The 13,455-nt window shown below is 33.5% G+C and carries 18 protein-coding genes and 2 pseudogenes; 15 read left to right on the forward strand and 5 right to left on the reverse strand.

Annotated features, from left to right (window positions below):
- Nucleotides 1-139: 139 nt before the first annotated feature.
- The 5 genes from ACTQ5K_RS01370 (at nt 140) to ACTQ5K_RS01390 (ending at nt 2,665) form a co-directional block, all read left to right on the forward strand.
- On the forward strand, nt 140-457 hold the full coding sequence (locus ACTQ5K_RS01370) for a hypothetical protein (RefSeq protein ID WP_441993311.1): 318 nt from the start codon (nt 140-142) through the stop codon (nt 455-457).
- 232 nt (nt 458-689) lie between these two features.
- Nucleotides 690-1,238, forward strand: coding sequence for a sigma-70 family RNA polymerase sigma factor (locus tag ACTQ5K_RS01375; RefSeq protein ID WP_441993313.1), 549 nt, complete (start codon nt 690-692; stop codon nt 1,236-1,238).
- Complete coding sequence (locus ACTQ5K_RS01380) at nt 1,228-1,635, forward strand: PadR family transcriptional regulator (RefSeq protein ID WP_441993315.1); 408 nt, start codon at nt 1,228-1,230, stop codon at nt 1,633-1,635. Before ACTQ5K_RS01375 ends, ACTQ5K_RS01380 begins: the two co-directional genes overlap by 11 nt.
- A gap of 4 nt (nt 1,636-1,639) precedes the next feature.
- Complete coding sequence (locus ACTQ5K_RS01385; RefSeq protein ID WP_441993317.1) at nt 1,640-2,290, forward strand: permease prefix domain 1-containing protein; 651 nt, start codon at nt 1,640-1,642, stop codon at nt 2,288-2,290.
- Nucleotides 2,291-2,437: 147 nt separating this feature from the next.
- The gene (locus ACTQ5K_RS01390; protein WP_441993319.1) at nt 2,438-2,665 is read left to right on the forward strand and encodes a hypothetical protein; all 228 of its coding nucleotides are present in this window, start codon (nt 2,438-2,440) and stop codon (nt 2,663-2,665) included.
- A 256-nt stretch (nt 2,666-2,921) separates the two neighbouring features.
- On the opposite strand, the pseudogene ACTQ5K_RS01395 reads toward ACTQ5K_RS01390, so the two are convergent.
- From ACTQ5K_RS01395 to ACTQ5K_RS01405, 3 genes and pseudogenes are all read right to left on the reverse strand, one after another.
- Nucleotides 2,922-3,041 (reverse strand): annotated as a pseudogene (locus ACTQ5K_RS01395) (IS1595 family transposase); the annotation flags it as partial.
- 536 nt (nt 3,042-3,577) lie between these two features.
- A complete protein-coding gene (locus ACTQ5K_RS01400) occupies nt 3,578-3,913 on the reverse strand; it encodes a type II toxin-antitoxin system RelE/ParE family toxin (protein WP_048718977.1) in 336 nt (111 codons plus the stop codon).
- 3 nt (nt 3,914-3,916) lie between these two features.
- Nucleotides 3,917-4,216 carry a type II toxin-antitoxin system RelB/DinJ family antitoxin gene (locus ACTQ5K_RS01405; protein ID WP_031537205.1) on the reverse strand — a complete coding sequence of 100 codons (300 nt, stop codon included), beginning with the start codon at nt 4,214-4,216 and terminating at the stop codon, nt 3,917-3,919.
- Between the two features lie 564 nt (nt 4,217-4,780).
- Between ACTQ5K_RS01405 and ACTQ5K_RS01410 the strand changes: the two are divergent.
- Nucleotides 4,781-4,954, forward strand: a pseudogene (locus ACTQ5K_RS01410) (carboxymuconolactone decarboxylase family protein); the annotation flags it as partial.
- A gap of 218 nt (nt 4,955-5,172) precedes the next feature.
- Entirely contained in the window at nt 5,173-6,420 is a 1,248-nt protein-coding gene (locus ACTQ5K_RS01415; protein ID WP_441993322.1) for an MFS transporter, read from the forward strand.
- On the opposite strand, the gene ACTQ5K_RS01420 is transcribed toward ACTQ5K_RS01415, so the two are convergent.
- Nucleotides 6,357-7,184, reverse strand: coding sequence for an AraC family transcriptional regulator (locus tag ACTQ5K_RS01420; protein ID WP_231512540.1), 828 nt, complete (start codon nt 7,182-7,184; stop codon nt 6,357-6,359). The genes ACTQ5K_RS01415 and ACTQ5K_RS01420 overlap by 64 nt on opposite strands.
- A gap of 54 nt (nt 7,185-7,238) precedes the next feature.
- Here ACTQ5K_RS01420 and ACTQ5K_RS01425 point away from each other — a divergent pair, with 54 nt between their 5' ends.
- The 5 genes from ACTQ5K_RS01425 (at nt 7,239) to ACTQ5K_RS01445 (ending at nt 10,064) form a co-directional block, all read left to right on the forward strand.
- A complete protein-coding gene (locus tag ACTQ5K_RS01425) occupies nt 7,239-7,787 on the forward strand; it encodes a short-chain dehydrogenase (RefSeq protein WP_031537202.1) in 549 nt (182 codons plus the stop codon).
- A gap of 125 nt (nt 7,788-7,912) precedes the next feature.
- On the forward strand, nt 7,913-8,110 hold the full coding sequence (locus ACTQ5K_RS01430; protein ID WP_048717678.1) for a helix-turn-helix transcriptional regulator: 198 nt from the start codon (nt 7,913-7,915) through the stop codon (nt 8,108-8,110).
- Nucleotides 8,110-8,253 carry a hypothetical protein gene (locus tag ACTQ5K_RS01435; protein WP_155986742.1) on the forward strand — a complete coding sequence of 48 codons (144 nt, stop codon included), beginning with the start codon at nt 8,110-8,112 and terminating at the stop codon, nt 8,251-8,253. The genes ACTQ5K_RS01430 and ACTQ5K_RS01435 overlap by 1 nt, the downstream gene beginning before the upstream one ends.
- 375 nt (nt 8,254-8,628) lie before the next feature.
- A complete protein-coding gene (locus ACTQ5K_RS01440; RefSeq protein WP_031537200.1) occupies nt 8,629-9,477 on the forward strand; it encodes a sialate O-acetylesterase in 849 nt (282 codons plus the stop codon).
- A gap of 62 nt (nt 9,478-9,539) precedes the next feature.
- A complete protein-coding gene (locus tag ACTQ5K_RS01445) occupies nt 9,540-10,064 on the forward strand; it encodes a PadR family transcriptional regulator (RefSeq protein ID WP_048717677.1) in 525 nt (174 codons plus the stop codon).
- Nucleotides 10,065-10,837: 773 nt separating this feature from the next.
- Here the strand turns inward: ACTQ5K_RS01445 and ACTQ5K_RS01450 are convergent.
- Nucleotides 10,838-11,617: a nitroreductase family protein gene (locus tag ACTQ5K_RS01450; protein WP_031537198.1), complete on the reverse strand. Its 780-nt coding sequence runs from the start codon at nt 11,615-11,617 to the stop codon at nt 10,838-10,840.
- A 206-nt stretch (nt 11,618-11,823) separates the two neighbouring features.
- Here ACTQ5K_RS01450 and ACTQ5K_RS01455 point away from each other — a divergent pair, with 206 nt between their 5' ends.
- The 3 genes from ACTQ5K_RS01455 to ACTQ5K_RS01465 all read left to right on the forward strand — a co-directional run bounded on the left by ACTQ5K_RS01455 (nt 11,824) and on the right by ACTQ5K_RS01465 (nt 13,441).
- On the forward strand, nt 11,824-12,324 hold the full coding sequence (locus tag ACTQ5K_RS01455; protein ID WP_441993326.1) for a GNAT family N-acetyltransferase: 501 nt from the start codon (nt 11,824-11,826) through the stop codon (nt 12,322-12,324).
- Nucleotides 12,325-12,363: 39 nt separating this feature from the next.
- Nucleotides 12,364-13,110: a phosphotransferase family protein gene (locus ACTQ5K_RS01460; protein ID WP_441993328.1), complete on the forward strand. Its 747-nt coding sequence runs from the start codon at nt 12,364-12,366 to the stop codon at nt 13,108-13,110.
- Between the two features lie 127 nt (nt 13,111-13,237).
- Complete coding sequence (locus tag ACTQ5K_RS01465) at nt 13,238-13,441, forward strand: zinc ribbon domain-containing protein (protein ID WP_031537193.1); 204 nt, start codon at nt 13,238-13,240, stop codon at nt 13,439-13,441.
- Nucleotides 13,442-13,455 lie beyond the last annotated feature (14 nt).

The following is a 13,455-nucleotide window of genomic DNA, read 5'->3' on the forward strand; positions in this document are numbered from 1 at the left end:
TTAGTATTATCAAGACGGTTTGTATGGTAAAATTAGTAAAGAGACTAATTGCACTAACGGTGCAGGATTGTTGAGGAAACTCAGATGTTTGTTAGTATGTTTTTAAATATGATGTAAACATGAATAAAGGGAGAAGGAAATGTTTGCACAATTATTTTTAGGGATTTATTTTGTAGTAAAAGGCATTGTAGAACACTACGCAAGAAAACCCAATTTGTTTCTTTCGGAAGGCACTATACAGAGTATTTCTAAAGAGAACTTGCCAAGCAATTTGAAAAGAGTTGGAAAAACGCATATCTTTCTTGGTATTTTCATTGCAATAATGGGACAAATAGAGCACTGGTATAACCCAGATCTATGGATTTTTATTATGACATACATTATTTTGGGATTTGCTTGTATAGGGATATTAGCTTACTTAAATAAAAAATACTCAGGTGACTATATATTACGATGATAAAAAAATACCATTTATGGCTTTTAAGCTAAAGGGTGCGTTAAGTAAAATATGAAAGTCGCTATTTCACTAACGAATCAGTTTAACGTGAAAGTGAGAAATAAGCGTATCCGTAAGTAGATACGCTTATTTCATTTTGTACTTATTAACATAAACCTACAAGATAAAAAATTTTAGAAATACAAACTTATTAAGAAGTGCATCGTCTATTTATTTAAAGGGAGGTTTATTTGTGGAAGAATTGACAGCTGAAGTAATTGAAATCGAAGATAAAACAGAACTTATTGATAATATTATGACTATGTATGGACAAGAGATATTACAACTGGTTTATTCCTATGTAAATAACAAAGAGATTGCGGAGGAATTAACTCAAGATATTTTTGTGAAATGTTATAACTCATTACATACATTTAAAGGAAAATCGACAATTAGAACTTGGTTGTGGAGAATTGCAATTAACCATAGTAAGGACTATTTGAAGAGCTGGTATAACAAAAATGTAATAAATGTTAAAAATGAAAATGTATTTGATTTGAAAAAAAGAGAAAGTGTAGAAGTGATGGTAATTCGTAAAGATGATGAAGATCGATTAGTGTCTTCAGTAATGAATTTACCGATTATTTATCGTGAAGTTATCTATTTGTTTTATTTTGAAGAGTTAACTATTAAGGAAATTTCAAATATCATTCAAGTAAAGCAAAATACTGTTAAAACACGTCTTAGAAGAGCGAAAGAACTTCTAAAGCAAGAATTGGAGGATAGTGTACATGGAGGATAGACTAAAAGAGTTACGTCAGAAAATGAATAATACAACTTTTGAACAAATAAATTTTTCTAACCGACTTCGAAATCAAGTTCACGAAAAGATAAAAAAACAAAACGAAAGAGAAGATATCACCCTTATTGCAGTCTTACAACTTCTCTTAAATAAAAGAACAGGATATGATTTAACTCAATTATTACGAGCAAGAGGAATTGAATCGTATGAAGATAAAGAAGGCTGCTTATACACTTTTTTACATAATTTAGAAAAGAACGGCTTCTTAACGTCCAAATGGGATGGAACAGATGTGAAATATTATCAAACAAGTAAAAAGGGAAGAAAAGTGTTACAACATGCAGAGAAAAACGGGACTCAAAAAGGATTTATATTAAAACATTTATTTGAGGGGTGATAATGTGAAAAGAGATGCCTTTTTAAATGAGGTTATGAAGCAAATAAAATCAAAAAAAGCTAAAAGAGATGTTAGAACTGAATTGGAATATCATTTGAATAATAGCAAAAGTAAGTGGATGGAAAAAGGTATTAGTGAGGTGGAGGCAGAGGAAAAAGCTGTTGAACAAATGGGGAATCCAATAATCCTTGGTACCGAACTTAATAAACTTCATACACCAAATTATATTTATTTTATAAAATTAAATGTTATTAGTTTACTTTATGCATTGTTAATAACTTTTCCTATTGAGATCATGTTTAATGTATATCGAATCAGTAGGCTAACAGGTCTAAATCTCGGTACAGTAAACACATTTGTCATAATTACAACTGTTGGTGTATTACTGTTAGGTACAGTATTGCTATACACTTTAACAAAGCGATGGTTGAAGTACCGAAAGTCAAACTTTTGGACAATTATTCTTTGGTTTCCGTATTTTATTCTTTTGTTTTGTTTAGTAGCAGCGTTTTTCCCAATATCTAATGAGATGGATAATCCAGGCTACGGTGCTGGTATATTAGCAATTGGTGGAATTTTATATTTCCCTATTTATATACTAATCCTCAATATCGTAGGTTACTCAATAAATAACAAATTAAATATAAATAAATAGAAGCTCTTTTCTTAATGAATTAACTGGCTTTTTTTGAATAGGCTGTTTTCTCAAAGATTGTTGTTTTTTGAGTTAAATTTGCCATAAAGGAATAAGTATATAACTTAATAGTCAGATTTCTAAATCAATACAGAGGGAGGTAATAAAATGAAATTAAAATTGTTTATTTTGCTTTTATGTTCATATCTAATTGCTTTTTCAACAAATTTAGTCCCGTCATTGAAACATCCAGATTCAACTATGAGTATTTTTAATTTACTTGCTACGGCTTTGTTTCTAATCGCTTTGCTAATATTCATTAAAAAAGCGTCTAATAGTGGTAAATCTAATAAAGGGTTAAAAGCATTCTTAATATTTGGCTTCAATCTGGCTTAGTTGTATATGTCATTAAAATGTTTGAAGGAACTATGATGGAATACGCTATTTTGGATATGATAGCATCAATTCAGTATCCGTTTTATTTGATGTTCACAACACCGTTATTTGGAGTGAATTCCCTATTTGACATAAATTATGAGACTTTCTCATTGTTAATGTCAGCAGTGTATATCCTTGCATTCATTTTAGTAATGAGTTTTAAAAAAGTAGATACACAAAATGTTTAAGCAGACCTCTTTGTAGAGGTCTTTCTTTATGCACTACGTAACATCTCAACCGTTGTGTAATTGGATTTTTGACACGCTGAAATGAGTATTTGCTCCACTCGTTTATCAAATGCTAAATCCTTGCCTAATTCGAGCCAACGGAACCACAGGAAAAGGGGTATTTCTAACCTGGAAAATAAAAGACTTGCAATCTTATATGCTGAATATAGGTGGATTCCACTGCTCTGAAGTATTGATTATGATGATTTGTCTACACCTAGCACTCTACGCACGTGGAGGCAGTGGCACTGCTGGAGTCGATCTGATTTCTGATATTTGTATATCTATGAAAGCTGTGGATTTTCTCAAGATGTCAGAGAAAATAAGTAATCGTATCGAAGTAGCTATGAACAAAAAAGAACATGAACTTTACATGGGTGTCGACCATAGTGTTCGCCATCTAGGTTACTAAGAATTGTTTTGGGATGAAACCAATTGGCAACCGTTATGTAAGTCGTGCCAAGATAGAAAGACAATGACTGAGGACAGATTCCAAGAGTTCAAATACTGAAAACACTTCCCCATCACGAAAAAAGATATTATGAAGAGTCAAACCTTGTTTCAAGGTAGATTATGAATGCTTTATGAGGAAATAAATAGAAACCCTTTCAAGTTAGCGTTGAAAGGGTTTTTTATATTCACTTTATTCCATATCCATTTGTGAAAGCTGACGAATCAGATCACGTTTTCCGTAAACAACAGCGGTTACCTGAACAATTAAATGATCCTCGTCTAGCCAGAAATAGACTAGAAAATTTTTAACAGGCATTTTACGAATTCCGTAGTTGTGCCATGGTTCTTCTTCAGTGAGGGCAATTCGCTGTGGAAATTCGGAGAGAGAGGAAATCGCATCCTCTAACGTATCCAATAGATGCAGTGCTGTATCTGGGGCTTTTAGTTCAGAAGCAATGTAGTGTGTAATTTGATGTAGCTGTTCTTGTGCCTGTGTTGTGATTTTTACAACGTAGGTTTCAGCCATCGATTATAATTCCCGTCTTAAGTCATTAAATACATCGGCTACAGGACGAGAACGGTTCGCTTTTGCATCTTCAAACCCAGCATGCATCATGGCATTGAATTCTTTTGCATCCATTTCATCGAGAGCAATAGGTGCAGTGGGAATGGAGAGAGAGAATGGGATGCTCTTTGTCATGATGATTTGTTTGTAAAGCATATTGATGACAACAGAAGCAGGCACTCCTAATTGTGACATGATTGCTTCAGCTTTTTCTTTTATTTCTGGTTCAACACGAGCGAGGACATTTGCAGTTTTAGCTGCCATAAATCATTCCACCTTTCTTTTTTCTTTATTGTATGCTTTTGTATAACGGTTAGCAATACAAAACCAAAACTTCCACAAGAAAGAGTAGGGGCGGTCTGAATCTCTACAAGCCAAAACCCCAAAGACCGGCGCCCCATTTCGTGCGGAAAATTGCAGAAATAAAAGGGGCATACCCAAAAAACAAAAATTAGAATGAAAAAAGTAACGAAAGTAGTATTGGATTGGGAAGTTTACCTTTCACTTCTAACAGTACTTTTGCCGAATGATTGCAGAAAAGACTGTAAAAACCTTGCTCAAATACAGGAGTTTGCAGTCTTTTTTCTTGGCTGTTTTCGTAAAGTTTGTTGCTATGACCCGCAGCCAGAATACACTTCGCTGTCTAATTAGACTAATCGTTTTTTGGTAGACTTTGCATTCAAGGAATGTCTACAAAATCTAGTTTCAAACAACCATACTATTAAAGAATTAATCAAATGCTGAATCAAAAGAATGGAAGGCAATGATTAAATATAAATAGCAAGAAAGGATGAAAAAAATGATTAAATCGTTTTTAATGATAGGACAGTCGGATTTGCAGAAGTTTTTCTAAAACAAAAAGGGGATATACCAGATTCTGTTTTTAATGTATTAAAAGGTTGTTTTTCTGAGAAGGAAATAAGCGAGTTAGTTGCGTTTATTTGTTTTACGACCTCACAACAGTATTATGGTGCGATGATGAAGTTAGAAGTAGAGGGATAATAACATTTATTTTATTTTTTCTTCAGCTAACTGGTGCGTTAATTCTAGAAGGTTTAACGCTATTTTTTATGTAGAAGTTATTGAACTAAATGGGCAGGTTAGTACAAGGTTAAAAATAAACATTGGTAAGTACATTATAATCTTGCAAGAAAATCTAGCAAGATTAGTAAAGAAATCACCTCAAATAAAAAGTACACTCAGGGAAGAGGTGATTTAATGTGTATTTAAAAATTATAAAAAATAATAGAAATGTATTATTTTACTTGTTAGGAGCTGGGACTTCTAGTTTGGGGGATGTTATATCTGGGTTAGCCTTCCTATTTTTAACTTATCAGATGACAGAATCAAGTATACATACAACTGGTGTTGCAATCTCACAAGTAGTCCCTTATCTTTTATTTGGATTAATCGGGGGAGTAATTGCTGATTGGGTAGATAAAAAAAGGATATTAATAATAATCGATCTTATAAGAGTACCTCTAATATTATCATTAGTGCTATTTCAACAATTAGAGTTGCTGAACTATTGGCATTTAATAATAGTGAGTTTTCTTATTCAGTGTCTAGGCTGTTTTTTTAATCCTGCTCATAGGGCTATATTACCCATTATTACAAGGGAAGAGGAAAGATCTTCTGTTAACAGTTTGCTTGACATAGTTACAAGGGGCATTACTGTATTAGGACCTATTGTTAGTGTAGGCTTAATGAATACCATTAACATTATCCACTTTTTTACTTTCGATGCACTAACATATCTTATAAGTGCTATTCTTATTTATAAAATTCAATTTACAGAAAAAAATATAACAGGCGAAAGTCCAAATCAAAGAAAAATAAGTGATATATTTATCTCAATAAAGGATTTTTCAATTTGGGTGAAAAAACAAACGACAATTCGAACCATATTTATAGTTACAGTAATCATTGTGTTTTTCAATACCTGGGTATGGCAAGTCGGTTTATTACTGCAACTAATCGAAACAACCCCAAATGGAGAGGAATTATACAGCTTACTTTTAGGATGGTATGGTGCTGCTGTAATTGCAGTTAACCTGCTTATCCCATTAATTTGGAAAAAGTTAAGTGTGAAAATTTATCTTTTTGGCTCACTGATTTGGGGTATAGGCATTCTCCTTTTAGGATTTGCGTATAGCCTTCCAATGTTTTTTATAGGGATATTAGTTGCAGCAATAGGCTTACCTATATCTGGCTTATCACGAGTATATTTGTTACAGAAATATCTTCCCGTAGAAAAACTAGGTAGGGGCTTTAGTTTTAATGCATTTCTTCTATATTTATCAAATGCTGTTTCTCTTGGAGTATTCGGATTCATCTCTTCATTCTTGTCTACAAGAATCTTGTTTTTAATATGCGGAATTATGATGGTTATTTGTTCAGGTATTTACTTATTAACCATTTCTCGAAAAGCGCCAGGAGTAATACCATATAATCGCTTAAATAATTGATTGTAAACAGTAACAGATGAAAAACCACAGTCCATTGCAATTTCTAATACAGTGTTATATTTTTTTTTTAGCATTTCCTGACTTTTGACGACTCGGTAAGTTTGTAACCAAGAGTATGGGGAAATCCCTAAGATGTCTTTAAAGTAATGGGCAAATTGAAATTTACTTAAATTCGCTACTTTTGCCATCTCATTCAAGGTCCAAGAATGCTGATAATCTTCTTTTAAAGCTAATATTGTTTTATAAATTTGTGGATCTATTGTTTTATAGGTATTTAAATTTATATCTTGTGTATGGGTTCCAACAGCACTTTTCAGTAACATTAAAGCCAATTGAGTGAAACTGTGTTCCAAAAATATTTCCATAGATTTTGTGTCATCTTTTTCAAGTTGTACGAAATCTAATACAAATCTAACCCAATTTGAAATTTGAGAGTTCTTCTGGATATGTGTAGCAAACTGGATATCATTGTGAACAGGATAGAGAGCTTGAGAAACCTCATTAAGAAAAGAAGGGTTTAATTCAATTAAAAATTTCCTATCGTCTATTGCTAATTGTTTATGTTCATCTAGTGGGTTGAATAAAATAAAATGTTGATTATGAAGGGTAAGCTGACTTCTGTTCGTTTGGTAATCTATCGTTCCCATTAAAGAGTAAATAAATTTATAATAATTATCTGAACGCCAGTTGCTTTCTTGGCCGAAATCTTTTTTATATAAGAAAACTCCATTATTGTTTTCTAGTAATAGTTTTGTTGAACTCACATAATCACCTTCTTAGTTATTATAAAAATTGTATCATAATGGGGAGGAAAATTAATGAAGCATGCATTAGTAGTTGGTGGAACAGGTATGTTATCAGGGGTATCACTCTGGTTATTAGAACAAGGGTATCATGTTTCAATCATCGCTAGGAATTCTGATCGGATGAAGGATTTAATAGAACAAACAGACTTAGATAGTCATGTCACACCACTATTTGTTGATTATAGTAATCATGATGAATTACAAAAGAAAGTGCATGCAACAATAAATAAAAATGGTGCTATTGATATTGTAGTAGCATGGATTCACTCTACTGCTCCAAATGCACTTAATATAATAGCGAAAGAGGTTTTAATTAGTAAAAGTGAATGGGAGTTATTCCATGTTTTAGGCAGTAGTTCAGATCTAAATAAAATTAAGAGAGAAGTTACAATGCCTACGGGTTGTTCATATTATCAAGTTCAATTGGGATTTGTAACAGAGGGTTCCCGTTCAAGGTGGTTAACAAATAAGGAAATTTCAGATGGAATCATTGAAGCGATTAAGAAAAAGAAGAAGATACTAACCATTGGCCAAATTGAACCTTGGGATAAGCACCCGTAAGTCATCAAAACGGAGATTCATTAGGCTTTTGAAGAATTGTACTTAAAGTAAAGGGTGGTTAATCCAATAAGAAGAGTTAACCACCTTATTTTAGAAATTATTGTATTAACATGGCAGGTGAGTTTATGAAAAATAATGTGAAAATAATAAGGATGAAATTGTCAATTACTCAAGAACAGTTAGCTAAAGGAGTAGGAGTCGCTCGACAGACAATCGGATTGATCGAAAATGGAAAACATAGTCCCAGTCTTCAACTTTGTATAGCAATAGCAAATGAACTTAATAAAACACTGGATGATCTCTTTTGGGAGGTGGAGTTGTAATGAAATCTTGGATATCGTTTTTATTGCCAGATGATGAGTATCGGGAGGAAAAGATTTTATATTATTTATCAGAAGGATCATTATCCCATTTTCAAATCTCCTTAGAATTCCCATTATTCTTGACTATCTGGCTTTTAGTTTAGTACCCTCTCTACTTGTTAATTTTTTTGGAGCAGTGCTTGCAGATCGTTTTAATAAAAAGAATATTATTCTATGATGGAACCTATTTTAGGGAGAAAGAGGGGGGAGGGAACTTATCAAATAAATTATGCATTATTCGCTACACCGTCGTGGTTAGTCCTCTCAAACATTTGACAAACAGTCTAATTAGACTATAATATTCTAAGAGTGATTAGTCTAATTAGACTAAATGTGAAATGGATAGACCTTGCTTTCGAGGATAATCTACTAAGATATTGTTTCAAACAACCCAACTATTAAAAAATTGATCAGTAGCTATATTCAAAAAGTATCGAAGGCAATAATTAAAATATGTTCTAAAAGAAAGGATGAAAAAAATGATTAAATCGTTTTTAATGATAGGACAGTCGAATATGGCGGGACGAGGATTTATCCATGAAGTTCCTCCGATTTATAATGAGAGAATACAAATGTTGCGTAATGGAAGATGGCAAATGATGACGGAGCCTGTCAATTATGACCGTCCTGTTTCAGGAATTAGTCTAGTTGGTTCCTTTGCAGAAGCATGGAGTCGCGAAAATCAAGATGATAAGATTGGCCTTATTCCCTGTGCAGAAGGTGGAAGCACGCTAGATGAATGGGCAGTTGATCAACCGCTTTTTCGACATGCAATTACCGAAGCCAAATTTGCTATGGAGAATAGTGAGTTAACAGGAATTCTATGGCATCAAGGAGAAAGCGATAGTATGAATGGGAATTACAAAGTCTATTATAATAAATTATTTTCCATTGTTGAGGCTCTTAGAGTGGAGTTAAATGCTCCAGATATTCCTTTTATTATTGGTGGTTTGGGAGATTTTCTAGGAAAAGAGGGATTTGGGAAATATTCTGCTGAATATAATTTTATTAATCAAGAGCTGCAAAAATTTGCTTTTGAACAAGACAATTGCTATTTTGTCACTGCAGAAGGCTTAACTTCTAATCCAGATGGTATTCATATTGATGCAATTTCTCAAAGAAAATTTGGTTTGCGGTATTTTGAAGCCTTTTCTAAAAAACAACATGTATTGGAACCGTTAAATAATGAAAATGAGTTGATAAACCTTATTCATACTAGAGTAAATACCAAATCAGAAAAGATATATAGGAAGACGCTAGAATTAGCGGTAGGGAAAATTTCATATGACGAATTTGAATCTCAGCTCATACAAATAAACAAGAAGTAAACGATAAAAAAATGCAATAACTATTCCAATACTTTTAAGGAAGAATAAAAGAAGGTGTTTTTTTGATACCATTACTCATTTTAGGCTTATTAAAACAAAAACCAGGTTCTTACGGATACGAATTGTTGGCACTAATGGAAGAGAGACATTATCAATATATAGTGAATTTTACTAAGGGATCCTTCTATTATAATCTTCAACAATTAGAAGAAAAGCAATATATTCAACAAGTGGACCAATTAGATAATACTAGAGAAAAGCGTAATTATATTATCACAGAACTAGGTGATAAAGAATTCGAAAAATTGATGTTTAAGTATGGTTCTAAGACAGATTATATAAATTTATCTTTTTATGCAGCAATGTTATTTGCAGATGAATATACAAAAGAGGAACTAACAAAACTAATAAATATACAAATCGAACAAACGCAAAAGAAAATTTTTTTATTAGAACAAACGCTTCAGCATAATGAAACGATTCCTACTTATTTCAAAAAGATGTTGGAAAATTCACGTTCACATCATTTAGTAAATGTTCAATGGTTTGAAGGATTGCTAAAAGATATAAGTAATGAAAAAAGATAAGAGGCATTGAAATAAAAGTTTGGTTGTGCGAAAGATGGAGATCCTTTCATAGTATACAAGCAAATTCTGTTACATGGTTTGCGACAAAGATAATGAGGCTGGGAAATAAGCATTTCAACTAACAATAAAAACTAACGATTATGTAATTGATTCACGTGAATATTCGTATTTGTTATTTGGATAAAGGTTTAAAAACAAAGTGGAATGGAGTGGAGGACGTTCGACTCCTGCGGGAAGTAGAGGAAAGGCTGAGACCCCGCAGCGCAGCGAGGAGGGCACTAAAAAGTCTAGTTCTCCAAATAAAATGAGGTTTTATTTATTTGAAAGTGAATAATAAGTTGGTTTGGAGAGGCGTCCGCTCGACTCCTACGGGAGATGCGAGAAAGTCCGAGACCCTGCAGGAGCGTAGCGACGAAGCGGCTCGGCGCTCGCCCCGTGGAAAGCGAGCGGTAAGCCTCGGAAAACAAAAACCTACACTAAGTTAGAATGGTTTGGTAACTACCGATTCACCAGGTAATTCACTTTTTCAGTGGCCACGCAGCGAGGAGGCTTAACTTCCTCCCCGGCGCATCGTGCGTCTGTAACGCAATGGAACGACTTAGTTTTTACACTTGACTATATTTAAAAACATAGATAACCATCATGAGAAAGCAGCTTTATTTAAGAGCTAAATTAGAGATAGTTCGTCTTTAAAGTTTGGTTATTTAGTTTTGTCCATGCCTCATTATTATTTTATAATAAAAACACAAAAACTTTCTCCAGGAAGTAAACTATTACCCGTTATTCATAAAATTTTGTTTTTCCAAGTAATTTAATACAGTTTGTGAAAATTCGTGATGAGATTCTTTCGTATATTTTGCAATGGTGTAGATTTGAGCTAGATTTTTTAATCCTAATTGTTCTGTCATTTCTTTCAGTCGAGGGACATCCATATAGCGATTCCAGCCCTTTTCATCCCGTTCTTTATATATTTCAAGAATATCTTGGTCTGAATAATCCTGATAGGTATCATAGTGAACAAGCCCATGCTTTGGCAGTCGATCACGTGGAGCTGGATTTTCTGCAGGATACCCTAAAGAATAGCCTACAATAGGTACAACATTCTCTGGTAAATTTAGAAGTTTGCCGATTTGATCACAATTTGCAAGAGTAGAGCCCATATAGCAAATGCCAAGGCCAGCATTTTCTGCTGCTAAAGCACAGTTTTGTGATACTAATGTTGCATCAATCGCACCTATCATAAAGCTCATATAATTATCAAAATGTACTGGCGCATCATTAAGCTCCAGCCACTTTCTCATTCGATTGAAATCTGCACAAAATGTAAGGAGAATAGGTGCATCCACAACCATGGATTGGTCCATATGTGCACTGTATAATTGATTTTTAAGCTCCTTATCCTTCGTAACAATGATAGAATAAGACTGCATATTACCACTTGATGAGGCGCGGATTCCTGCTTCTAAGATTTGATCCAATAGCTCTTGACTAACTTCCTTATCTTCATATTGTCTTATCGATCTATGGCCATGTATAACATCATTTAATTCCAAACAATCACTCCTAATTTAATATTTGCCTTTTCGCTAAACTATCACTTTCCATTTATTCTATGAGACATCCTCTTAAAATACAGTTTATTTTAAATACTTATAAAATTCCAGTAATTTTTATAGGTGCTTTACGAATTAAATGGTATTCTTTAAGCATATGAATAGCTGAAAAAAGGAACTTAAATTTTGAAGAAGGGGAATAAAGCATGACAAAAATATCTATTGAAAAACCAAAAAAGGAACATGCGGAAATGATTCGAAAAATTTGTTCAACTGGTTGGCGGCAAACGGTAGAAGGCAAGCTGAGTGAAGAATGTCAGAACCAAACGGTTGATTTTTGGTACAAGCTTAATCGAATAGAAAAAGATATAGAGAATGGGAGCTATTCCTATGTTGCTCTTTTTGATTCTGAAGTAGTTGGCGTAATTGGAGGAGGAATAACGGGAGATAATGTCTCGGAGGTTTTTGTTCTTTATATAGATGAAAAATACCGCTATCAAGGGATTGGAAGACTTTTGCTTGAAGCATTGACGAAAGACCAGGTAGCCCTTGGCGCAACAAGGCAATGGGTTTCTGTACAAGAGGGAAATCACAGGGGAATCCCGTTTTATGAAGCAAGAGGATATATTTTTCAAGAGAAAAAGATAACCGTTATAGAAACAGGAGAAGAGCAGGTATCATTACGATATGCTAGAGCTATTTCTTAATTAATCATTTGGTTTGTTAAAAAGTAGGGAGGGAGTAGAGTGAATTTAGGAGAACCAATAGCTACTGGAAATACAGCAAAGATTTACTTAAATGATCATAAAATTTTCAAAATATATAAAGACTATCTTCCACCAACGGAATCGGCAATGGAAGCAGCGAAACAAAGGTTTGCTCATTCTTGTGGTTTACCTGTTCCAAAAGTGATAGAAATAACGAAAGTGAACAACAATCAAGTTTTAATAATGGAATACATAAAAGGAAAAACGTTAGGAGATCTCTTGTTTGAGAATCTTGAGATGGCTGAATATTATATGAGCAAGTCTATCGATATCCAACAACAAATTCATCATCATGAAGGAAACGATCTACAACCAATCACGGCAAAGTGGCGTAGACAAATTGAAGGCTCGCATATTTTAGAGGTTGAAACAAAATCACTGATTTTAGCTAAGTTAAAGTTAATGCCGAATGAGACAAGACTCTGCCATGGGGACTATCACCTTTTTAATCTCGTGCAAGCAGATGACAAAGTATGGATAATCGATTGGGTAGATGCTGGAGCAGGAGATGTTCGGGCAGATATATGTAGAAGCTATCTCCTCTATTTGGAAAATCATCAGGAACTAGCTGATTTATATTTGAATATCTATTGTAGCAAGACCGGGGATACAAAAGAGGCGATATTAGAATGGATGCCCATCATTGCAGCCGCAAGATTAAGCGAAAATGATTCTCCAGAAAATAAAGACAAGCTTTTGAAGATTATTAATCGTTATATAGGATAACGAAAGTGAAACTTAAACCATTTTCATACGTAAAGATATAGGAAGATAACAAATTAAAGAAGTATTATGGGATTTGCCGAGGTTTTCAACGTAAGGTTATATATTTAAGAATAAGGAGTGGTTGAATATGGAAAGTAAAGGCTGTGTGAAATGCGGTGGAACGGAAGTAGGTACAAAAGATGTAGCAATGACAGGAACAGGCTTATCCAAGCTAATGGATATTCAGCATAATACATTTACTGTTGTTTTTTGCAAAAAATGTGGGTATTCAGAGTTCTATAATAAACAAACATCAAAAGGTTCTAATATTCTAGATTTGTTCTTGGGGTAAGTCCCCAAGCTAAT

The organism is Niallia sp. Sow4_A1 (assembly GCF_052116745.1).
GTDB lineage: Bacteria > Bacillota > Bacilli > Bacillales > Cytobacillaceae > Niallia > Niallia hominis.

Coding starts and splice junctions, on each gene's coding strand:
- ACTQ5K_RS01370 (WP_441993311.1), top strand. CDS start 140: ATGTTTGCACAATTATTTTTAGGGATTTATTTTGTAGTAAAAGGCATT.
- ACTQ5K_RS01380 (WP_441993315.1), top strand. CDS start 1,228: ATGGAGGATAGACTAAAAGAGTTACGTCAGAAAATGAATAATACAACT.
- ACTQ5K_RS01390 (WP_441993319.1), top strand. CDS start 2,438: ATGAAATTAAAATTGTTTATTTTGCTTTTATGTTCATATCTAATTGCT.
- ACTQ5K_RS01400 (WP_048718977.1), bottom strand. CDS start 3,913: ATGGCTGAAACCTACGTTGTAAAAATCACAACACAGGCACAAGAACAG.
- ACTQ5K_RS01405 (WP_031537205.1), bottom strand. CDS start 4,216: ATGGCAGCTAAAACTGCAAATGTCCTCGCTCGTGTTGAACCAGAAATA.
- ACTQ5K_RS01425 (WP_031537202.1), top strand. CDS start 7,239: ATGAAGCATGCATTAGTAGTTGGTGGAACAGGTATGTTATCAGGGGTA.
- ACTQ5K_RS01430 (WP_048717678.1), top strand. CDS start 7,913: ATGAAAAATAATGTGAAAATAATAAGGATGAAATTGTCAATTACTCAA.
- ACTQ5K_RS01435 (WP_155986742.1), top strand. CDS start 8,110: ATGAAATCTTGGATATCGTTTTTATTGCCAGATGATGAGTATCGGGAG.
- ACTQ5K_RS01440 (WP_031537200.1), top strand. CDS start 8,629: ATGATTAAATCGTTTTTAATGATAGGACAGTCGAATATGGCGGGACGA.
- ACTQ5K_RS01455 (WP_441993326.1), top strand. CDS start 11,824: ATGACAAAAATATCTATTGAAAAACCAAAAAAGGAACATGCGGAAATG.
- ACTQ5K_RS01465 (WP_031537193.1), top strand. CDS start 13,238: ATGGAAAGTAAAGGCTGTGTGAAATGCGGTGGAACGGAAGTAGGTACA.